The organism is Desulfomicrobium norvegicum (assembly GCF_900114595.1).
GTDB classification, from domain to species: domain Bacteria; phylum Desulfobacterota; class Desulfovibrionia; order Desulfovibrionales; family Desulfomicrobiaceae; genus Desulfomicrobium; species Desulfomicrobium macestii.
In genome coordinates this window covers 43,287-63,398 of sequence record NZ_FOTO01000017.1, presented here as the reverse complement: position 1 = coordinate 63,398, position 20,112 = coordinate 43,287, and the positions used below count along the sequence as shown (strand labels likewise).

Genomic DNA, 20,112 nt, shown 5'->3' with positions numbered 1-20,112 from the left:
CGATTGGTTACCAAGCGCCTGAGGAATATGAACGGCTGTTCATCAAGATAGCTGTTTAGGGAAATGAACGTGTCCTCTATTGCGAAGACAGGTCAGCCAGGCATCGTTTGTTGAATCGTTGCCCACCGCGCTGTCCGGTTTTTTCGTCCTGCACGCAGCGATTCAACTCTACGAGGCCGGAGAAGGAGTTTCGGCGCCCCTTGCCCGCCCCGACCCGGTCCGCGACCGCACTGAGGAGCCTTCAAAAAAAGACATGGATCCCCTTCTTCAAGGGGATGACGGCACTTTGCAGCGGTTTTTATTCCCTGCGTCCCGCCATTTTCATTTTCAACATCCCGGTCAATGAAAAAAAATCACCCCAATCCCAAGCGCTTCAACTTCTCCCTGAGCGTCTTGCGATCGATGCCCAGAATCTCGGCGGCGCGGGTCTTGTTGTCGCCGGTTCGGGCCAGGACCGCGCGGATGTGATCCGCTTCGACCTCGGCCAGGGTCTTGTCCCCGTGGCGGCCGCGAGTGATGGAAAAGCGCATGGATTCAGGCAGATCGGTGATGTCGATGACCGGCCCGTCTCCGACGATGACCAAGCGCTGCAACAGGTTCTCAAGCTCCCGGACATTGCCGGGCCAAGCATACTGCGCCAGGGCGTCCAGAGCTTCGTCGGTCATGCGCGGAGTCTCGCGATTCATGTCCGCCGCGAATTTGCGCAGGAAATGATTGGCCAGCATGAGGATGTCGTCCCCGCGTTCGGCCAGGGACGGCAGGCGGATCTCCACGACGTGGATGCGGTAAAAGAGATCCTCCCGGAAAAGGCCCTGCGCCACCAGCCGCTTCAAATCCTTGTGCGTGGCTGCGATGATGCGGGTGTCCACGGTGCGGGTGCGTGACGACCCGACCATGCAGAACTCCTTGCTCTGCATGACCCGCAGCAGCTTGGCCTGCAGATTGGGGCTGGCGTCTCCGATTTCGTCCAGAAAGATGGTCCCGCCGTTGGCGATCTCGAAAAAACCGGCCCGACTGTCCTTGGCCCCGGTGAAGGCTCCCTTGACGTGGCCGAAAAGCTCGCTCTCAAGCAGGGTGTCGGGAATGGCCGAGCAGTTGACCGGCACGAAGGCAGAGGCCCTGCGATCGCTGTTGTAGTGCACGGCGCGGGCCACCAGCTCCTTGCCCGTGCCCGACTCTCCGGAAATGAACACATTGGCGCTCGTCTGCGCGGCCTTGCGGATAAGCCCGTAGACGGCCTGCATCTCCGGACAGTTGCCGATGATCCCAAAAGCGCTGAGCTCCTGGTCGTCGGCATGGGCGGCGCGTCTTCTGGCCTGTTTTTCAAGAATGCGCCGAACCACGGCCAAAAGCTCTTCGCCGGTGAACGGCTTGGCCAGATATTCCCCGGCCCCGTCGCGCATGGCCTCCACGGCTCCGCTGATCGAGGGATAGCCGGTGATCATCATGATCTCGGTGTCCTTGAAATTGTCCCGCACATACTTGATGAGTTCCAACCCGTTGGCCCGGGGCATCTTGTAATCGGTGATGATCAGGTCCACGGGCGTCTCGTCCAGAAAGGCTCCGGCTTCCTCGACGCTGCCACAGGTATGCACCACATACCCCGCCCCGGTCAGGTTGCGCGAAATGACTTCGAGGGTGGCGGGGCTGTCATCCACGGCCAGAATTGTCGTACCCTTGTCCTGCATGCTCTTTCGTCCTTATTTGTCGTCGATGGCCGAATTGGTTTCGCGCACGCTCCGGCTGCATGGAAAAGTGATCTCGAAACGCGTGCCCCGGCCCGGTTCGCTTTCAACTTCGATGATCCCTCCGTGCGCATGAACAATTCCATGCACCACCGCAAGGCCGAGGCCCGTTCCCTGGTCCACGTCCTTGGTGGTGAAGAACGGATTGAAAATCTGGCGCATGACTTCCGGGGTCATGCCCACTCCGATGTCGCTGACCAGAAGATAGACGTCATCCTTGAATGACAGGGTTTCTATGGTCAAGACCCCTCCCCCCGGCATGGCGTGGATGCCGTTGACCACCAGATTGACGATGACCTGCTTCAAATGCTGCGGATCGGCCATGATCGTCGGCAATCCTTCGGCCAGGTTCATGCGCACCTCGACCTTGCCTCGGGACGCGCTCATCTCGATGAAATACAGGGAATCGCGGATGACCTGATTCAAATCGATCAGGGTTTTCCGCAGCGGTACCTGGCGGCCGAAGATCATCAGCTTCTTGATCACCTCGCGGCTGTGCAGGGCCGCTTTTATGATGTTGTCCAGATCCTTCATGACCTGCGCCGGAAGGCCCGGAGTCTGTTCGGCCAGCTGCGCAAAACCCAGGATGTTGGCCAGGGGCTCGTTCAGTTCATGCGCCACGCCGGCCGCGAACTGGCCGATCTTGGCCAGCCGGTCTGCATGCTGCAGCTGTCGTTCGAGGTTCCTTTTGGTCGACAGGGCCTCGCGCTTGGCGATAATCCAGCCCACATGCTTGGCCAGGGCTCCGAGCAGTTCGGACTCCGTGGGCAGAAAGGCGAACTTGGTCCCATCCTCGGCGTTCCCCGACAGGCTGACACTCAGGTGTCCGCGCTTTACCTTCTGCACGAGCACGTCCTGCTCCAGGCGACACGAGGCGTCGGGCGTGAACTTTCCGCTGATGATCACCTCGCCGTCGAGCAGCAGGCGCACGCCGGTGGACTGGGGGTACTGGAACGAGGGAGGGATGATGGCCAATATCTCGCGCAGAATGTCCGGCAGCTCGCTGTCCATATTCGAGACAATGCGGTTCATGGCATGCAGGCAGGACAGCTCCTTGTTCAGGGCCACCAGCCGCCCGTGTTCGTGCAGCAGTTCATGCTGACGCAGCACATGGGCCGTAACGTCCTGGCCGACGCAGAGGACGCTGACCAGACTGTGCCGGGAATCGAACAGGGGCTTCATGTTCCAGTCGATATAAATCTTGCGGCCATCCCTGGCCATGAGCGAGCCTTTCATAAACGCCAGGGTCCCAGCCTCGACAATCCCGGCGAAAATCGCCCGGGAGGAGTCCACCCGCTTGGCATCGACGCAAAGCTCAAACCAGTCCAGACCTGCGATATCGCCGATCTCGTAGCCGGAAAGCGCCTCGAAGCGCGAATTTCCATGGATGATCCGCCCGTCCTCGTCCAGGGTGATGACGATGCCGTGGCTGAGTTCCATGACGGTATTGTAATATTCGGAAAGATTCATTTGCTCTCCCGTACCTTGAGCCGCGCCACCTGGCAAAGGACATTCCCCCGGCCCAAAAATTTCGGCGCGGCCTCCAGGAGAGGCCACGCCGACGATGATGATTCTCTTGCAGGGCCAGGCCCTGCGATGGATTTACGATCAATGACCGCTGATCTTCAGGCCCCAGCCTTCAAAGATGAAGAGGATGCCGAAGCCGTACCACATGGTGTAGACGACATAGAAAACCAGGGAGAAGATGACGATCCCGGCCTTGTCCCTGATCTGCTCGGGCACCACGCTGTAGTAGTTGTAAGCAGTCTCCACGACCTTGGAATTGATGTTGAAGGCCACCTTGGCTTCGGCGAACGCCTTCTGTTCCTTCAGTTCCTTGTCGAAACCGGCCAGGATCGTGCTCCAGTTGTAGAGCGCCTGGCGATCATCCTTGGACTGGAACGCCGGATACTTGGCCTTGAGCGCCGCGCCGTCGTTATGATACATGCGGTCCGCATCATCAAGGATGGCGCTCAGGATGGCGAAATAATCGCCGGCTATGGTCAGGTCCTTTCCTTCAGCCGTCGCCGTTGCTCCGGTGGCGGCGATCAGTGCGACGCTGTCGGCGGCCTGCGTCTCGTTTTCCATCTTCATGGTCACGTTGACCTGATAGCCGGACACGGTCTTGGCCTCTTCCTTCAGGTTGTCCACATAGTAGGCCGAACCCTTGGAGATGGAGTTATACAGATTGTCCAGATATCCCATGGCGTTGTGCCCGTCGAAAATGGGCTGGAACATCGCAATAAGGACTACGAAGAAGGCCACGATCAGGACAATTCCCCCGGTGAATTCCTTTTTGTTATGAATCATAGCATCAGTCCTCATACTTCAGAGTCTTGATATTCTTGAAAAATGCCCCGAATACCCAGATGCCGAACAGGGCAATGACGATGAAGAACAGGTACATGCCCACCGTATCCATGACTTTGGTGAAACCTGCCAGCGACTCGGGCAGATAGCCCATGGCGACCATCTTTTTGGGCAGTGCGAAGAACCGGTTCACGAAACCGGCCATGACCGAAAGGGCGAAGAAACCGCGGATGGTGATACCGGGCACGACCTTGGTCACCAGCGCGCCGACCTGGATGCCGATCAGGGAACCGAGCAGCATGCCCATGGCCAGGGTGTAGAATATGAAGCCGTAGATGGCGTACTGGGTGATGGCTCCGTAACCGGCCGTGAACACGATCTGGAAGATGTCCGTGCCGACGGTGGTGAGCGAGGAGACACCCAGGATGTAGACGAAGATCGGGAAGGTCAGGAAGCCGCCGCCGACGCCCATGATGCCCGCGGCCATGCCGACCAGGATGCCGGACAGAACCAGGAAGATCCAGGAGATCTTGCGCCCGCCGGGGATGAGACCCTGGTCGAAGGAGACCATGGGCGGCAGGTTCACGGACTGCAGTTTCTTGGCGATGCCGGTCATTCCGGCGCCTTCGCTGGTATCATGCGCGCCGCCGGAATGGCCGGCCTTCTTGGCGCTGAAGTAGTCGTACATGCCGTAAAAACCCAGGAAGCCGAGCATGACCGTGTACACGGTGGTGATGAAGGCGTCGCTCAAAACCGGGTTCACATTGTAGAGCGCACGGTTGATGCCCGCGCCCACGGTCGTGCCGATGATGGCGCCGATCAGAAAAACGAAGGCCAGGGGTACGGACACGTTGCCCATCTTGCGATGCAGGACGCTGCCCATGATGGCCTTGGCGAAGATGTGAAAGAGGTCCGTGCCGACGGCCAGAATGCCCTTGACGCCCGCGCTCATGAGCGCCGGTGCGATGATGAAGCCGCCGCCCGCGCCGATACAGCCCGAAATGAGGCCCGCGCCCACGCCGACGAAAATCGACACGAAGAAAATATAAAGGCTGTAAAAGGACGGACTGTAGGCTTCCTTGCCTCCGATCACTGTCGGCAAGGCCTGGCCGATTTCATCGGCATAGGCCCATCCGCCAAGCAATGCAGGGATGAGCATGAGGCAGAGCAGCCAGATCCGCTTCTTGTCACCCAGGATGATCCGGGCGTTTTCCACTTCCCACCGGGCAAAGGACCGTGAGCCCTCCACCATAAATGATCCCCAATCTTTAAAGAATCCCATACGCGTTACCGCCTCCTCGTAATCTTGTGTATACAGGACCATGTTCCCCTGTGCAGGTGGCTTAATCCAACCCGCGCCTCTCACCCGCTTTCCTGCTCCGGGAACTGGCCTCCCGGATTTTGCCGACCAGGACATCAAGTTCCACCGGCTTCATCAGATAGTCGAACGCGCCCATGGCCATGCCCGAAATGGCGACCTCCATGTCGGCGTGCCCGGTCAGCATGAGCACCTGCACCTGCGGAAAACGCAATTTTATCTCCCGCAGGACCTGAATGCCGTCCATGTCCGGCATTCCGACATCAAGGACCACCACATCGGCAGATTCCGCCTCCAGCGCTCGCAACCCTTCCTGGCCGCTGCCGGCTTCCCGGACGAAAAACCCTCTTTTGCGCAGTCGTTTGGCCATGGTGACCAGGAACTGCGTCTCATCGTCGACAAGAAGGATGCTATCAGCCATGAGCGCTCCATTTTGATCGCCGTTACGTTCGGCGACTGGCGATCTCCCGGACCCGTGCGTCGACTATCTTTTCTTCATGCCTGCGCTTCTTCTCCACCGCTTCCTTGACCTTTTCGACCAGCACATCAATGGCGCAGGGTTTCATCAGATAATCCGAAGCCCCCAGCCTCATGCCGTCGATGGCCGATTCCACGGTGGCGTGCCCGGTCAGCATGATCACTTCCACCAGAGGAAATTGCTGCTTGATGAGCTGCAGCATCTCGATGCCGCTGCGCCCGGGCAGCTTCACGTCAAGGATTACAACCTCGATTTCGCCGTGCATCGCAAGCTTCTGCATGGCCTCTTCGCCGCTGCTTGCGTGAAACACTTCCATGCGCCGCATGGTCAGGCGTTTCTTCATGATTTCGATGAACTGCGCATCGTCGTCGACAAGCAAGATATTGGCGTCGGTCACTCAGTCCTCCTTGACGGGCCTGTACGCCTGATCGGCAGGCAAGCCTCCTTCTGGTTCAATACGCACAAAGCAACGCGTATGCCAACACGCGCCAGCTTTTGTCTTTGACCAGACAAGGCCGGACCCGAACAAGTATTGCAACTTACTGATATTATGGAGTGCTACAAAAACGGACTGCGGAAGTATTCGTCAATGAAGAGCGCCGGAACCGGCCACAAAGCGATTTTTTGCCCAAAACCGGGGCGTTTCGCCCCGCAGGGACATTTCGCCCCAAATGGGAAGTTCGGCAGGCAAATCACCTGGAATCATGGAGGAAATATACACAGGGAGAAGCGAGCGGGGCGTTTTGCCCCGGCCTGGAAGGCAAATACATCGGGCGCGCAAAGAAGCATCTTTCACCCGCAAAAAAAGTCCTTGCGGGACCAAACGCAAAAAACGGGCACAGGTCAAAAATCGAAAGGCTGATAGCGCTACACTTGCATCAGCGCCTTTTCCACGGCCTCGGCCACTTCCACTCCGGTCAAGGGCTCTCCGGTCTCAAAAAGGGCGCGATGCACGTTGATTTCGCGCATGACGGCGATGTGGTCGCGGTCCACGAAGCCTTTCCAGACCTCCATGCACTTTTCCAGCTGGTCGCGCCGGGCATAGGCCAGACCCAGATACAGGCAGGCCAGGTATTCACCGGGATGCTGCTTGCAGACCATGAGCAGATGATCCTTGGCCTGCACGTATTCGCCCAGATGGTAATGGCACATGCCCTGCCTGATCCTGGCCTCCTTGTGGGCGCGGTTCTCCTTGAGCACTTCCTTATACAGGTCTCGGGCGACGCCAAAGTCCTTGCGCACATAGGCGGCATCGGCGGCACCAATGTCCGCGCCGATACCGGAAACGGGCTTGTCTCCGCCCGACTCGCGCAGGCGCCGGGCCATGCCGAAGAGAAGATCGCGTCTTGAGATCATGGATACCTCTATTGTTATTGTTAAGATGCGATGAAAAACAAAATCATGGATTCCCGCCTACCCATGCCGGGCAAACGTGCGCGGGAATGACGCCGAACCCAACCCGTCGCATCCACCGCAGTTGTTGACATTCCCCGGATTCCTTACCATGAAGAACCACTTTATTGTTAGCCATTCAACCGACAAAGTCCGAAATCTGTATTCCCGGAGGAGACAATGTTCAAGAGACTTCTCATCAACCTCGCCGTCCTGCTTCTTTGCGCCGCCCCGGCCCTGGCCCAGGAGGCCAAGACCTTCGCGGTGCTGCCCTTTGGGGTGCATGGACCGCAGGAGTATCAATATTTGAGCCAGGGCATTCAAAGCATGCTGACCACGCGCCTGACCTGGCCCGAAAATTTCACTCCCCTTGATGCAGGGACAGTCAAAAAGACCGTGACCAGCCTGCCAGCGGATTCCGGCGCGGCCGAAAAGATTCGCCAGGCGCTGGGCGTCGACTATCTGGTCTGGGGATCTTTGACCGTCATGGGTCAGGAATGCAGCCTGGACGTCAACACCATGGACCCCACGGGCGCAAACCAGCCCCGCCCCACGCAGACGCAGCTGAGCAAGGTCATTCCGAGCCTTGAGACGGTCGCCCAGGACATCAACACCCAGGTCTTCGGCAAGCCCGAAACGGCCGTGGCCCAGGCGCAGCCCGTGGTCACCCCCATGAACGAAGCCCTCATCGTCAACGAAACCAAGACAGGCACGGCCTACGCCAACCCGTCCCTCAAGTACGAAGACGCCGACACCTCCATGGGCCGCTGGCGCAGCCAGACTTTGCCTTTCGCTTCGCGCGGAATGGTGGTGTGTGATGGAGACGGGGATGGACAGAATGAAGTGTTCCTGATGACGGACAGCAGTCTCATTGCCTACAGGGTCACCAACGGGGAAATGAGGCAGGTTGCCGAACTGGACCTGCCGAGAAACCGTAATTACGTGCGTCTGAACAGCATCGACATCAACCGCGACGGCCGCCATGAACTGGTCATCTCCGCCGCCCTGGACAAGGACCCCAAGTCCCTCATCGTCGACTTCGACGGCAAGTTTTCCGTCAAGGCCGACTCGATTCCTTACTTTCTCGGAGTCCTGAACATGCCGCCGTCCTTTATGCCTACCCTGGTTGGGCAGGGAACGGGACGCTCCAAATATTTGGACAGCAAGATCCACCAGATCATCAAGCGGAACGACTCCTACGACCTCGGCCCGGCTGTCGATCTTCCCTTGGGCGGCACGGTCTTCAACGTGACCTTCCTGCCCTTCGAGGAGAGCCATCAGATCGTCATCATCGATGACTATGACCACATGAGAGTGTACAGTTCCACAGGCACACTCTTGACCACCACGGATGAAACGTATGCCGGGTCAAATCTGGGCATCGAGTACCACTCGGCCCCCTTGGGACTGCAGCCACCCTCTGAACGGGACGTGCCCCCTAACAAGGTATTCATCCCTCTACGAGCCATCCCGTCTAATCTGGACAAGGACAGCCGCAACGAACTCATCATCAGTCGCAACATATCCGTTTCGGCCCAGTTTTTTGCCAACTACAGGGACTATCCCCAAGGCGAGATCCATTCCATGTACTGGGATGGCGTGGGCATGAGCCTTCAGTGGAAGACGGCCCGTATCAAAGGCACGGTCACGGACTACGCCCTGGCGGACATGGACAATGATGGGACCCTTGATCTCGTGGTCAGCATCAACTCCCACACCGGCATGGCCGGGACGGCCAAAAAGCGCACCATGGTCGTGGCCTACCCTTTGGACGTATCCAAGCAGTAGGCGGATTCAAAAAACTGGACAGTTAAAAAAATTATACTTTTATCCCTGAACGCCACAAAAAAGGCTTGCTTTTTGGACCGCAACTGGACTAAACGCATTTCAGGCGTCAGATGAGTTGTTTTTTCACAGCAAAAGGAGAAAGAAAATGAAACGTTTTGCACTCGTAGCACTGCTGGCAGCCATGCTGTTCAGCGTCGCCACCAGCGCTTCCGCCACCGAACTGAAAGTGCGCGGCAGCTTCGACGTTTACGGAATGTGGTCCGCCAACCTGAAAGATCATGATTCCGAAGTTGCCGATGGCGACAACTACACCACCGTGCAGCGCATGCGCACCTACTTCGACTACGTTGCCAACGAAAACCTGAAGGCCGTTCTCGGTCTTGAGCTTGACAACGTATGGGGCGCCAGCAACGGCGGCACTTGGGGCACCGACGGAAAGGGCAATGTTGAAGTCAAGCACGCTTACCTCGACTTCAATTTTCCTGACACCCAGATCAATGTGCAGGCTGGTCTGCAGGCCATCGCCCTGCCCGGCGTTTTCGGCAACCCGGTTTTCGATGACGACGCCGCTGCCATCACTGTTTCCGCCCCCATCAACGAGATGTTCGGCGTGACTGTCGGCTACACTCGCGGTGTTGACGGCAGCAACTCCTTCAGCAACGATCTGCAGGAAGACGGCACCGCAAAAGATGATGTCGACATGGCTTTCATCGTCGCCCCCATCACCCTTGACGGCTTCAGCGTCAGCCCCTACTTCGGCTATGCTTGGGTTGGCGAGAACACTGATAACGAGGCTTCTTTCTACAGCATCAACGCCTCCGGCCAAGTCGAAAAGACCGACGCCGATGCTGGCATCGAAGATGACGGAACCGTTTGGGTTCTCGGTTTCAATGCGGCTCTGACCATGTTCGATCCGCTGACCTTCGCCGCCGACCTGATTTACGGCGTTGGCGAAAGCGATGACTACGAGACCAAGGGCTGGTACGCCGCTCTGGCCGCTTCCTACAAGATGGACATGCTGACCGCCACCCTGTTCACCACCTATGCCACCGGCTATGATGACGAAGAAGACGAAGACAACGTCCTGCCTACTCTGGCTGAAGGTTGGGGCCTGACTCCTTATGTTGGCGGCGCCCGCGCTGGCATCGTTGCTAACGACTCCTTCGGTACCGACGCCCTTGGTGTTGGCAGCGACGGCACCGGCCTCTGGGTTGTCGGCCTGGTCCTGGACGACATCACCTTTGTTGAAAAACTGAGCCACAAGCTTGTTATTGCCTATGCTCAGGGCACTTCCGACGACGATGCTATCAACGCCGCCGGAGATAAAGTTGCCTTCACTGAAGACGACGATCTGTGGGAAATCTGGCTGGTCAACAAGTACATGATTTATGAAAACCTGGCTGCCTACAATGAGCTCGCATACTTCAAGGCTTCCAGCGAAACCTACGAAGACGCTTATAACGATGACCTGGATGCTTCCTACTTCGCAACCATCGGTCTGACCTACAAGTTCTAATTCGGGTTTTCACACCTGACGCCACTTTGGGCCGGAGACGCAAAACTCCGGCCCTTTTTTATTTGTAAGCAGCCTTCATGAGGAGTGAATCGTGTTGACGAGGCTTCACGCCTGATGAAGGAATTGACTTTTGGGGGGTTCGGGGCATAGACTTTTTGCGTTGCGCAAAGCGACTCCCCGGAAAGAGGGGATGGATTCCCGCCTTCGCGAGAATGACACGAAGCTGTGAACGTATTTCTGTCATTCCCGTGAAAACGGGAATCCTGCTTTCATCAGCCCACCACCATACTTCAGAACCCATGCGAGAGCATTCATGCCTTTGAGATTTCTTGAATATACGTCACCCGATGACTGGACCGGGATCACGTCCTGGCTTGCGCGCCGGGACGCTGGCGAGGACAATGTCGAACCGCTGGTGCGAGACATCCTCGCCCAGGTTCGTGACCGTGGTGACGAAGCCGTTGCCGAGTACACCCGTCGGTTTGACTGCCCCAGCCTTACGCCCACGCAACTGGCCGTCCCCAAAGCGGACATTGCCTGCGCCCTGGAACAGATACCCGCAGAGGATGCGGCCATCATCCGTGAAGCAGCCGCCAACATCCGCGATTTTCATCTACGCCAGAAGCAGAACTCCTGGATCACCACCCCGGCCCCCGGAACCACGCTGGGGCAGCTCGTGCTGCCCGTGGACCGTGCTGGGCTTTACGTGCCCGGCGGTCAGGGCGGGGAGACCCCGCTCATATCGAGCCTGCTCATGAACGCCATCCCGGCGCAGGTCGCGGGCGTGAAAACCATCTGCGTGGTCAGTCCACCGCGCAAGGATGGGACACTCAACCCATATATTCTGGCTACTGCCGCCATTCTAGGGATCGACACCATTTTCATGTGCGGTTCCGCCTGGGCCATAGCGGCCCTGGCCTACGGCACCGAGTCCATCCCGAGGGTCGATGTCATCGCCGGTCCGGGCAACATCTTTGTGACCACGGCCAAACGCCTGCTCGTCGGGCAGGTCGGCATCGACATGATCGCAGGACCCAGCGAAATCGCCATCCTGGCCGACTCCACGGCCACACCCAAATGGCTGGCCGCCGACATGCTTTCCCAGGCAGAGCATGATCCGCTGGCTTCAAGCATTCTCATTTCTCCGGACAACCGCCTTCTTGACGAGGTCAAAATGGAACTTGCCCTGCAGCTATCCACGCTTCCGCGTCAGGAAATCGCGTCCAAGTCCCTTGCCGAGTGGAGCGCTCTCGTCCATGTGCCTGATCTTGCAACGGGCATGGAACTCATCAACCGTCTCGCGCCCGAACATTTTGAACTGAGCGTGGCCGACCCCTGGGCCTGGATCGGTTCGGTGCGCAATGCCGGGGCCGTTTTCATGGGCCACAGCACCCCCGAACCCGTGGGCGATTATTTCGCGGGGCCGAACCACGTGCTGCCAACTCTTTCCACGGCACGCTTTTCCTCAGCCCTGTCGGTGGACACTTTTTGCAAAAAAACCAGCCTGATATGCACAGACCAGGCCTACATTGGCACCCACGGTTCAAAGGTGGCCCGTCTGGCCCGCCTGGAAGGCCTGGAAGCTCATGCCCGTAGCGTCGAACAACGTTTGGAGAACCCATGAAAATCGTTACCAAAACTAAAATTCGTGAATTTCCGCTCATCTCTCGCGGAAAAGTCCGCGATATCTACGAAATCGACCCACAGACCCTGCTGATCGTGACCACGGACCGCATGTCCGCCTTTGACGTGATCATGAACGAGCCCATCCCCTACAAGGGCGTGGTTCTCAATCAGATCACCCTCTACTGGATGGAAGCCTTCAAGGACCTGGTTTCCAACCATCTACTCGCCACGGATGTACGCGATTTTCCTGCCGCCCTCGCTCCTTACAGGGACGAACTGGAAGGCCGCGCGGTCGTGGTCCGAAAAGCCAAGCCCCTGCCCATCGAATGTATCGTTCGCGGCTATCTGACTGGCTCGGGCTTCAAGGACTACAAGGCCACCGGATCGGTCTGCGGATACAAGCTGCCCGCCGGGCTGGTGGATTCCGACAAACTCGAGACGCCGCTCTTCACTCCGTCCACCAAGGCGGACCTTGGCGCCCACGATGAAAACATCACCCTGGCCGACGCCAAATCACGCATTGGCGAGGGATTGCTCAAAAAGATCCAGGAACTTTCCCTGGCCATCTATTCCCGTGGCCGGGACCTTGCCGCCGCGCGCGGGATCATCATTGCGGATACCAAGTTCGAATTCGGCCTGAATGAAAAGGATATCCTGCTCATCGACGAAGTCATGACGCCGGATTCCTCCCGATTCTGGCCCGCGGACAAATATGTCCCCGGTCAGTCCCAGCCAAGTTTCGACAAGCAGTATCTGCGCGATTGGCTGAGCGGAACCGACTGGGACAAGACCCCGCCGCCTCCGACACTGCCCGCCGAGGTCATCGCCGAAACACAAAAGAAATACCTGGAAGCTTTTGAACTGCTGACTGGGTCCCCTTTGCAATTGCCGTAAGGCACAAACACAACTGGAGATAATCCATGCTCGTTCAAGGGAAGAAAGCCCTGATTTTTGGCGTGGCCAACGACAAGAGCATTGCCTACGCCATTGCCAAGGAGCTCAAGGACAACGGTGCTTCCATCGCGCTGAGCTACGCAGGAGAGGCGCTCAAAAAACGGGTCGAGCCCATCCATGAGGAACTCGGCAGCGAATTCATGTTCCAATGCGACGTGGCCGACGACGCGGCTATCGCTGAGTCCGCCGAGATCGTGAAGGAGAAATGGGGCAGTTTCGACATCCTCGTTCATTCCGTGGCCTTCGCCAATCGCGACGACCTGAAAGGCCGTTACGTTGACACCTCCCGCGAAGGGTTCCATCTGGCCATGGACATCTCTGCCTACTCGCTGGTGGCCTTGTGCAAGGCGTTTGATCCTCTTCTGAACGACAATGGTTCGGTCATGGCCATGACCTACTACGGAGCGGAAAAGGTCATCACCAATTACAACATCATGGGAGTGGCCAAGGCCGCGTTGGAGTGCAGCGTGCGCTACCTGGCCATGGACCTTGGCGAACGCGGCATCCGTGTCAACGCCATCAGCGCAGGGCCGCTCAAGACCCTGGCCTCGTCCGGCATCTCCGGCTTCAAGACCATCCTCGCCACCATCGAGGAACGCGCCCCCCTGCGCCGCAACATCGTCCAGGAAGACGTGGGCAAGACCGGCCTCTTCCTGGCCTCGGACCTCTCCCGCGCCATCACCGGCGAGGTTATTTACGTGGATTCGGGCTACAACATCATGGGCATCTGAGCCTCTGCCAAAGTCTCTGGCAACCCCTTCCCGCTGAAGGGGTTTTTTTATGCAGGAGTTTTTCAACTCCAATAAACATTTTCGACTGCCGCAAACCGAAACACGCCATTTCAGGAGCTTTGAATGATTTTGCAGCGTTCTTCCTCTACCGCTCTACCGACAAGCAGAATTATCGTTCTTATCCTGGCCTTTCTCCTGTCGGGCATGTGCGCCCTGGCCTATCAGGTTGTCTGGGCCAGAATGCTCTCCCTTGTTTTCGGCAGTACCAATCAGGCCATCTCTACTGTCCTGGCTGTCTTTATGCTTGGTCTGGCCTTGGGGAGCCATGCCGGAGCGAAACTGAGCAGGCGTGGCAAGAATCTTGGCATTATATACGGTTGGCTGGAAATCGCGCTTGGATGTTACGCACTCGCCTTCCCCTTCATTCTTTCCAACATGGAACCTATCCATGCGGCCATATTTTCGGCGTCGTATGATTCTCAGTTGTCTCTCGCCCTGTACAGATTTCTCATCGCCCTGGTATTGCTCATCATTCCAACGTCGCTCATGGGGGCGACCTTGCCAGTGCTCGCGCAGTATATCGAAAAGGATGCAGGCAAGGCCGGGTCACGCATTGGAATTCTGTACGCCATCAACACCTTAGGAGCGGCACTTGGCTCCTTCTCCAGCGCGTTTCTTGCGATACCGTACTACGGACTCAACTGGACCATATATTTCGCGGCGATTTTAAATGTGATGGTAGGGCTGGCATGCATCTTCCTGCTACGCGACACGTTCATGGAAAGTGCTGAGAAGCCTCTGGCGACTTCAAATAAAAAGAAAAAAGTCGAAACACGAAAAGATCGTCTTGATGATGCCGCCTTGATCCCTTTTGCGCTTCCGATTTTCATTCTTTTTCTCATCGGGACAATTGGAATGCTGCTCGAAAACGCATGGAGTCACGCCCTTGTTCTGGTCTTCGGGACTTCGGTTTACGCCTTTTCGACCATGCTCACAGCCTATCTCATCGGTCTTTCGGCCGGATGTTATTTTGCGGCAAGATACCTGCTTCCCTATTGCTCCACCAGATTTCTTGCTGGCCTGCTCATCCTCGACGGTTTGACCATTTTGGCCATCACACCAGTCATTGGCTTTCTGCCCGCGTGGTTCGTCACCATTTTTGGCGACATGCAGGCTCAGTGGCACATGGTCGTGGCCAAGGAATTCCTGGCCTGCGCCGCGCTCATGTTCCTTCCAACTTTCATCGGAGGAGCGACTTTCCCCCTCTGTTTACACATCATCACACGTTCCAGGCAAAACCAGTCCGTAAGCACCGGTGTGTCAACATCCATCGCCTATATCTGGAACACGGCTGGGAGCATTTGCGGAGCCTTGGTAGCTGGTTTTATCATCATACCGCTGGTAGGATCGGAACGCTGCCTTATCATCGCGGCCAGCCTGGCTCTGGGCGGCGCGGCAGTGGTCCTCCTCGGCACCAAACCCCAGACTTCTTTCCGCAAGGTTTTCGCAGGCTTCATCTTCCTCATAGCCCTGACCGCCCCGGTCTTCTTCACCACCTGGGACGCAACAAAAATGAACTCGGGCGTCTATGTCTATTCGAAGTTCTTTGACTCCGAAAGCGCTCTGGAACGGGAAATGAAGAACTACGATCTGATTTTCTACAAGGAAGGATCCGCAAGCGTTGCAGTTCTTGAGTCCTCGCTTGGGCACAGGTTCCTGAGAGTCAACGGCAAGACGGACGGATCCAGCGAAGGTGACAATACCACGCAGATGCTTTTGGGCTACCTGCCGTACTTATACGCACGAAACACCGCAGACGCCCTTGTCATTGGTCTAGGAACAGGCATCACCTCGGCATGTGTACTCGATCTTCCCGTGAACTCCGTCGAAAGCATTGAGATCTCTCCGGAAGTCGTTGAAGCTGCCGGTTTTTTCTCCGCGCTGAACGATCGCGTTTTTAACGATCCCCGATCCACAATTCGGATTCTCGATGGTCGCACGTGGCTCTCTTCCATGCCTAAAAAATACGACATGATCATTTCAGAGCCTTCGAATCCCTGGCAGACGGGCAACGCCAACCTCTTCACTGCGGATTTTTTTCGTATAGCCGGGAACAAGCTCAATGAAGGTGGCGTCCTGTGCCAGTGGATTCCGTATTACAACATGGACAGTTCACATTTTAAACTGATCATAAAATCCCTGCAAAGCGTCTTTCCCTATGTACACCTCTGGATGTCTGGGACGGACACGTTTTTGCTAAGCTCAATGCAGCCCCTTGAAATCAATGTGGAACGCCTCAGCCACTTGTTTGAAACATCAGATGTCCGCAAAAAATTTGAGGACATGCATATTAACACCCCCGGATCGCTACTGAGCTTCTATTACCTTGACAACAATTCTTTGCAAACAATGACTCTCGGAATAACTTCATTGAACACGGATTCATTTCCCGTCGTTGAATTTCATTCTCCAAAATTTTTGCTCGGCCCCAATCGCCCGGACATTTTTTTCGACATTCTGGAAGCGTCCTACGCATCATCCCTTAGAATTTCCGATTCCGAGTTGGACACAAACGCACGCTATCTCCACCGACGAAACTTTTATTCCCACTGGAGAATTCCAGACAGGGTCACGGAAGAAATGCTGCGCCGATCACTCAACTAAACCATCCCTGTACGTACCGACATTCATGAACCAGCAAGTACCCGCACCCTGCCGCGCCATTACCGGCGAAGTCATTTACGTGGATTCGGGCTACAACATCATGGGCATCTGAGCCTGACTGCCCCGCTACTGACACCAACCCCTTCCCGCGAAGGGGTTTTTTGTTGGCTTTCGTTTGACTCTTTGCCTGCCGCCGAGTGGCAGCGTCATTCACGGTTCGACATGCGTGGTCCAAAGAGAAAAAATGGATTCCCGTCTTCGCGGGAATGACGCCTATTGGTCCCGACAAATATGCGTTCTGTCCAGTTTGCATGGACACAGCGGAATCCCGCACAGATCCATGTAATTCCCGCATATCTCCAGGTCATTCCCGCGAAGGCGAGCCATGTCGGGCAACAGCGCGGAATCCATCTTCCAACAGCTCATCGTCGACCTAACGGACATCACCAACGCCTCAAGGCCCGTTGTCGGTATGGCACTCGGCCTCGTCGGCTGTCTGACTGAGCCAGGCATCGTTTGTTGAATCGTTGCCTGTCGCACGGCCTGAATTTTCCGTCCTACACGCAACGATTCAACTCTACGAGGCCGGAGAAGGAGTTCCGGCGGGGCCGAGGGCCATGCCGACAACGGGCCGCGTGCCGCAACGGCAGCTCGAATCTTGAGAGAATCGTGGGCTTTCGCCTTCACGAGGATGACGTTGTGGCATCACGTGTCATTCGCATTTCTTCCTATCACCTTGCCCATCGCAGCCGGATGTTTATTCCCTGTTAGTTCTCAACCTCACCACAAACCGGAGGCCACACTCATGGAAAAAATACATGCCGTCTGCCCGAGCTGCCAGACCGTCAACGCCGTTCTCACCGAACGCATCCGCCAGAACCCCGTCTGCGCCAAGTGCGCCACGTCCCTCCTGCCCGTAAACCCAGTGGAACTCACGGACCAGACCTTCGAGCGCTTCATCACCCGCTCCACCCTGCCCGTGCTGGTCGATTTCTGGGCTCCGTGGTGCGGGCCGTGCAAGATGATGGCTCCGGCCTTTAGCCAGGCTGCCGCAGCCCTCCAGGGGCAGGTGATCCTGGCCAAGATGGACACCGAGGCCCAGCGCACCGTTCCAGCCCGCTTCAACATCCAGTCCGTTCCGAGTCTGGTCCTCTTCCGGCAGGGCAGGGAAACCGCTCGCACGGCCGGAGCCATGCCCGCCGCCCAGATCCAGGCCTGGGTGAAAGGACAACTGTGAAGATCTCCAGCAAACGGTCCATCTTTTCGTAAGAACACAACGGAACGATCATGACGGCTAGAAACGTCAAAAAAGATGGTTTAGCGCAACAGCAGCCCTTCGATTTTTGAAAAATGACTGTCCCGCGTGTACAGGGGAAGCCCATGCTGGGCAGCCGTCGCCGCGATCCAAATGTCGTTAGTGGGTATGGGCGTCCCGCTGCGACGCAATTGGTTGAGGATGGCACAATAATGTTGAGCCGTGTAGACATCGACGGGATACAGGGCCACTCGGGGAGAATCGAGAAATATCCCAAGCTCCCTTTTGTTTTCGTCTTCCCGCGTGCCCCCTTTGAAGCCGGAAAAGAGTTCTCCCATGGATATAACGCTCAAGCCGATGTGCTCCGCCTGCCGTAAAGCGCCTACTATCTCCTGATCGCCGCGAAGGGCACCGGAATAGATGTTGGTATCGATGAGCATCCTGTTCATGCCCAAAGCTCTTCGTCGATCTGTCGCTGTGTGTCGATCCTGCCTTGAATGGCCGCGTATTCCTCGGCGCTCCAGACGCCAAAGAGGCTGTCCAGATCGTCCCATTCCCTCGAAAATCGCCTCTCCTTACCCATGCCCAACTGCTTGCGCAGGGTGTCCAGCACAAAATTATTGACGCTCTTGTCCTCTTTCTTGGCAGCAACCTTGATACGTTTGGACAAATCCTCATCCACACCGCGAATACTCAATGTCTTCATCTTTGCCTCCATTTATGACATCACTTTGCATTTAAAATATGCTTTCACTCTGAAGATTGTCAACGGCAAGATAAAATCAGACCCAAAAGCCGTGATCGATCTTAAATTTTGATTTCGGACAATTTTTCCCTTGCCAAACAAAGTCCTCTGACATAGAGACGTTTTTCCCGATCGCGGAGAGGTGGCCGAGTCTGGTTTAAGGCGCACGCCTGGAAAGTGTGTGTACCTCAACGGGTACCGGAGGTTCGAATCCTCTCCTCTCCGCCATTTATTGAAAAATGAAAGGGAAGCCGGGTGGCGGAAACGCTGCCAACCCCGTCAGGTCCGAAAGGAAGCAGCGGTAACAGTTGTTTTCGGGTACCCGGCTTCCCTGGCAGGTGCGAATTTTTTTCGCTCCTGCCTTTTTTTTTACATTTGGAGTTGTTCTTCCGCGCGCACAACCCTTCCCCATCCTCATCGGATCATTATAATCACCAATAACGCGCATTCATGTTTCCAGTTTCCATCCCGTGCCCATATCGGTTACAGGATCAAACTCATCAAGGAGGACTTGTGACAAAATTCTCATTCTTGGGAGCCATCATTCTCAGCCTTGGAATTGTCTTGCTGACCATGCCTGACCTGGCCGAAGCAAGACGTCTGGGTGGCGGTGGCTCTTTCGGGAGCAGGCCGTCCTATTCCAAAAGCTATCAAAAACCCGCGGCGCCCACTTCCTCGCAAACGAAACAGGCAGCACCCGGAGCCTCTCCCATGGGTGGACGCGGCATGTTCGGAGGACTTCTCGGCGGCATGCTCATGGGCGGCCTGCTCGGTTCGCTCTTTTTTGGCGGCGGTTTTTCCGGGATCTCTTTTATCGACATCCTGCTCATCGGCGGAGGTCTTTTTCTGCTCATGCGTTTTCTGCGCAGTCGCCAACCGGCAACGCAGACCGCAGGAGGACCTGCCCGGGTTCACGACATGAACCGGGGTGCATGGGACAACCTGCGCAGCTCGCAGCAGCACGCCGCATCCACGGCTCCCGATTACCCGGCAGGATTTGACGCCGAAGACTTCCTGCAAGGCGCCAAGGCTGCATACACCCGTCTTCAGGCGGCCTGGGACGCCCGCGACTTGAATGATCTGCGACAGTTCACCTCCGAGGACGTCTTTGCCGAAATCCAGGCTCAGGCGGCGGCGGACCCCAACCCCGGAAAGACGGAAATCCTGCTTCTCGAAGCCACTCTTCTTGAAGTCAAGACTCTGGGCAATCAGACCATCGCCACGGTTCTTTTCGACACCATGCTGCGCGAAGACTCGACCTCGGCGCCAGCCGAACAGGTTCGCGAGGCATGGCACTTCAGCCGTTACGAATCCGGCGGCGAAAAGCACTGGGTAGTGGAAGGCATCCAGCAGCTGGAAAAATGATGCACGAGGGTAACTCCCGCGATATCGACGACATCACCTGCCCGATCTGCGGCAAGCCCGCGCGGATCACGGGCAGGTGAGCCGTGGCGCGCATCTCCTGCAGGTACTGCGGGAGCGACGTCCTGGCCAGCGCGTACAAGGACGCCATCGAAGCGTACAAACAAGGCTTGTGCTCCGGGGATGATTCGGACCTGGGCGCTCTTTGAGACCACAAACTTCATTTCA

Annotated in this window: 18 protein-coding genes, 1 tRNA gene and 1 other RNA gene; 11 read left to right on the top strand and 9 right to left on the bottom strand. The window is 56.8% G+C overall.

Going from position 1 to position 20,112, the window contains the following annotated elements:
• Nucleotides 1–353: 353 nt before the first annotated feature.
• From BMZ24_RS17850 to BMZ24_RS17820, 7 genes are all read right to left on the bottom strand, one after another.
• Nucleotides 354–1,688 (bottom strand): sigma-54-dependent transcriptional regulator, encoded by a 1,335-nt coding sequence (locus BMZ24_RS17850; protein ID WP_092194201.1) that lies wholly within the window; start codon nucleotides 1,686–1,688, stop codon nucleotides 354–356.
• A gap of 12 nt (nucleotides 1,689–1,700) precedes the next feature.
• Nucleotides 1,701–3,215 carry a PAS domain-containing sensor histidine kinase gene (locus BMZ24_RS17845; RefSeq protein ID WP_092194199.1) on the bottom strand — a complete coding sequence of 505 codons (1,515 nt, stop codon included), beginning with the start codon at nucleotides 3,213–3,215 and terminating at the stop codon, nucleotides 1,701–1,703.
• Nucleotides 3,216–3,353: 138 nt separating this feature from the next.
• Nucleotides 3,354–4,055 carry a hypothetical protein gene (locus BMZ24_RS17840; RefSeq protein ID WP_092194197.1) on the bottom strand — a complete coding sequence of 234 codons (702 nt, stop codon included), beginning with the start codon at nucleotides 4,053–4,055 and terminating at the stop codon, nucleotides 3,354–3,356.
• A 4-nt stretch (nucleotides 4,056–4,059) separates the two neighbouring features.
• Nucleotides 4,060–5,337 carry a sulfite exporter TauE/SafE family protein gene (locus tag BMZ24_RS17835; RefSeq protein ID WP_092194195.1) on the bottom strand — a complete coding sequence of 426 codons (1,278 nt, stop codon included), beginning with the start codon at nucleotides 5,335–5,337 and terminating at the stop codon, nucleotides 4,060–4,062.
• A gap of 61 nt (nucleotides 5,338–5,398) precedes the next feature.
• Nucleotides 5,399–5,794, bottom strand: coding sequence for a response regulator (locus tag BMZ24_RS17830; RefSeq protein ID WP_092194193.1), 396 nt, complete (start codon nucleotides 5,792–5,794; stop codon nucleotides 5,399–5,401).
• Nucleotides 5,795–5,816: 22 nt separating this feature from the next.
• Nucleotides 5,817–6,248, bottom strand: coding sequence for a response regulator (locus BMZ24_RS17825; RefSeq protein ID WP_092194191.1), 432 nt, complete (start codon nucleotides 6,246–6,248; stop codon nucleotides 5,817–5,819).
• Between the two features lie 470 nt (nucleotides 6,249–6,718).
• Nucleotides 6,719–7,207: a tetratricopeptide repeat protein gene (locus BMZ24_RS17820; protein WP_092194189.1), complete on the bottom strand. Its 489-nt coding sequence runs from the start codon at nucleotides 7,205–7,207 to the stop codon at nucleotides 6,719–6,721.
• A gap of 216 nt (nucleotides 7,208–7,423) precedes the next feature.
• On the opposite strand from BMZ24_RS17820, the gene BMZ24_RS17815 reads away from it, so the two are divergent.
• The 7 genes from BMZ24_RS17815 to trxC all read left to right on the top strand — a co-directional run bounded on the left by BMZ24_RS17815 (nucleotide 7,424) and on the right by trxC (nucleotide 17,759).
• The gene (locus BMZ24_RS17815; RefSeq protein ID WP_092194187.1) at nucleotides 7,424–9,031 is read left to right on the top strand and encodes an FG-GAP-like repeat-containing protein; all 1,608 of its coding nucleotides are present in this window, start codon (nucleotides 7,424–7,426) and stop codon (nucleotides 9,029–9,031) included.
• A 145-nt stretch (nucleotides 9,032–9,176) separates the two neighbouring features.
• Nucleotides 9,177–10,547 carry an outer membrane homotrimeric porin gene (locus BMZ24_RS17810; protein WP_092194185.1) on the top strand — a complete coding sequence of 457 codons (1,371 nt, stop codon included), beginning with the start codon at nucleotides 9,177–9,179 and terminating at the stop codon, nucleotides 10,545–10,547.
• Between the two features lie 313 nt (nucleotides 10,548–10,860).
• On the top strand, nucleotides 10,861–12,171 hold the full coding sequence (hisD, locus tag BMZ24_RS17805; RefSeq protein ID WP_092194183.1) for a histidinol dehydrogenase: 1,311 nt from the start codon (nucleotides 10,861–10,863) through the stop codon (nucleotides 12,169–12,171).
• Nucleotides 12,168–13,067 carry a phosphoribosylaminoimidazolesuccinocarboxamide synthase gene (locus BMZ24_RS17800; protein ID WP_092194181.1) on the top strand — a complete coding sequence of 300 codons (900 nt, stop codon included), beginning with the start codon at nucleotides 12,168–12,170 and terminating at the stop codon, nucleotides 13,065–13,067. The genes hisD and BMZ24_RS17800 overlap by 4 nt, the downstream gene beginning before the upstream one ends.
• Nucleotides 13,068–13,093: 26 nt before the next feature.
• Nucleotides 13,094–13,858: an enoyl-ACP reductase FabI gene (locus BMZ24_RS17795; protein ID WP_092194179.1), complete on the top strand. Its 765-nt coding sequence runs from the start codon at nucleotides 13,094–13,096 to the stop codon at nucleotides 13,856–13,858.
• A 123-nt stretch (nucleotides 13,859–13,981) separates the two neighbouring features.
• On the top strand, nucleotides 13,982–16,522 hold the full coding sequence (locus BMZ24_RS17790) for a fused MFS/spermidine synthase (RefSeq protein ID WP_092194177.1): 2,541 nt from the start codon (nucleotides 13,982–13,984) through the stop codon (nucleotides 16,520–16,522).
• An 805-nt stretch (nucleotides 16,523–17,327) separates the two neighbouring features.
• A complete protein-coding gene (trxC, locus tag BMZ24_RS17785; RefSeq protein ID WP_092194175.1) occupies nucleotides 17,328–17,759 on the top strand; it encodes a thioredoxin TrxC in 432 nt (143 codons plus the stop codon).
• A gap of 80 nt (nucleotides 17,760–17,839) precedes the next feature.
• On the opposite strand, the gene BMZ24_RS17780 is transcribed toward trxC, so the two are convergent.
• Both BMZ24_RS17780 and BMZ24_RS17775 read right to left on the bottom strand, forming a co-directional pair.
• Nucleotides 17,840–18,226, bottom strand: coding sequence for a type II toxin-antitoxin system VapC family toxin (locus BMZ24_RS17780; protein WP_092194173.1), 387 nt, complete (start codon nucleotides 18,224–18,226; stop codon nucleotides 17,840–17,842).
• Nucleotides 18,223–18,483 (bottom strand): toxin-antitoxin system HicB family antitoxin, encoded by a 261-nt coding sequence (locus BMZ24_RS17775; protein WP_092194171.1) that lies wholly within the window; start codon nucleotides 18,481–18,483, stop codon nucleotides 18,223–18,225. The genes BMZ24_RS17780 and BMZ24_RS17775 overlap by 4 nt, the downstream gene beginning before the upstream one ends.
• Nucleotides 18,484–18,658: 175 nt before the next feature.
• Here BMZ24_RS17775 and BMZ24_RS17770 point away from each other — a divergent pair.
• The 4 genes from BMZ24_RS17770 to BMZ24_RS20390 all read left to right on the top strand — a co-directional run bounded on the left by BMZ24_RS17770 (nucleotide 18,659) and on the right by BMZ24_RS20390 (nucleotide 20,093).
• Nucleotides 18,659–18,750: transfer RNA gene (locus tag BMZ24_RS17770), tRNA-Ser, on the top strand.
• 14 nt (nucleotides 18,751–18,764) lie between these two features.
• Nucleotides 18,765–18,860: signal recognition particle sRNA small type (gene ffs, locus BMZ24_RS17765), an RNA gene on the top strand.
• Nucleotides 18,861–19,035: 175 nt separating this feature from the next.
• Nucleotides 19,036–19,887, top strand: a complete 852-nt coding sequence (locus BMZ24_RS17760) for a Tim44 domain-containing protein (RefSeq protein WP_244150409.1) — start codon at nucleotides 19,036–19,038, stop codon at nucleotides 19,885–19,887.
• 83 nt (nucleotides 19,888–19,970) lie between these two features.
• Nucleotides 19,971–20,093 (top strand): hypothetical protein, encoded by a 123-nt coding sequence (locus BMZ24_RS20390; RefSeq protein WP_264080956.1) that lies wholly within the window; start codon nucleotides 19,971–19,973, stop codon nucleotides 20,091–20,093.
• The last annotated feature ends 19 nt before the right edge of the window (nucleotides 20,094–20,112 follow it).

Excerpts from the sequence above, each read along its gene's own strand:
- BMZ24_RS17780 (WP_092194173.1), bottom strand. The coding sequence starts at position 18,226 with ATGAACAGGATGCTCATCGATACCAACATCTATTCCGGTGCCCTTCGC.
- BMZ24_RS17800 (WP_092194181.1), top strand. The coding sequence starts at position 12,168 with ATGAAAATCGTTACCAAAACTAAAATTCGTGAATTTCCGCTCATCTCT.
- trxC (WP_092194175.1), top strand. The coding sequence starts at position 17,328 with ATGGAAAAAATACATGCCGTCTGCCCGAGCTGCCAGACCGTCAACGCC.
- BMZ24_RS17795 (WP_092194179.1), top strand. The coding sequence starts at position 13,094 with ATGCTCGTTCAAGGGAAGAAAGCCCTGATTTTTGGCGTGGCCAACGAC.
- BMZ24_RS17815 (WP_092194187.1), top strand. The coding sequence starts at position 7,424 with ATGTTCAAGAGACTTCTCATCAACCTCGCCGTCCTGCTTCTTTGCGCC.
- BMZ24_RS17775 (WP_092194171.1), bottom strand. The coding sequence starts at position 18,483 with ATGAAGACATTGAGTATTCGCGGTGTGGATGAGGATTTGTCCAAACGT.
- BMZ24_RS17845 (WP_092194199.1), bottom strand. The coding sequence starts at position 3,215 with ATGAATCTTTCCGAATATTACAATACCGTCATGGAACTCAGCCACGGC.
- BMZ24_RS17810 (WP_092194185.1), top strand. The coding sequence starts at position 9,177 with ATGAAACGTTTTGCACTCGTAGCACTGCTGGCAGCCATGCTGTTCAGC.
- BMZ24_RS17840 (WP_092194197.1), bottom strand. The coding sequence starts at position 4,055 with ATGATTCATAACAAAAAGGAATTCACCGGGGGAATTGTCCTGATCGTG.
- BMZ24_RS17790 (WP_092194177.1), top strand. The coding sequence starts at position 13,982 with ATGATTTTGCAGCGTTCTTCCTCTACCGCTCTACCGACAAGCAGAATT.
- BMZ24_RS17830 (WP_092194193.1), bottom strand. The coding sequence starts at position 5,794 with ATGGCTGATAGCATCCTTCTTGTCGACGATGAGACGCAGTTCCTGGTC.
- BMZ24_RS17820 (WP_092194189.1), bottom strand. The coding sequence starts at position 7,207 with ATGATCTCAAGACGCGATCTTCTCTTCGGCATGGCCCGGCGCCTGCGC.
- BMZ24_RS17835 (WP_092194195.1), bottom strand. The coding sequence starts at position 5,337 with ATGGGATTCTTTAAAGATTGGGGATCATTTATGGTGGAGGGCTCACGG.
- hisD (WP_092194183.1), top strand. The coding sequence starts at position 10,861 with ATGCCTTTGAGATTTCTTGAATATACGTCACCCGATGACTGGACCGGG.
- BMZ24_RS17850 (WP_092194201.1), bottom strand. The coding sequence starts at position 1,688 with ATGCAGGACAAGGGTACGACAATTCTGGCCGTGGATGACAGCCCCGCC.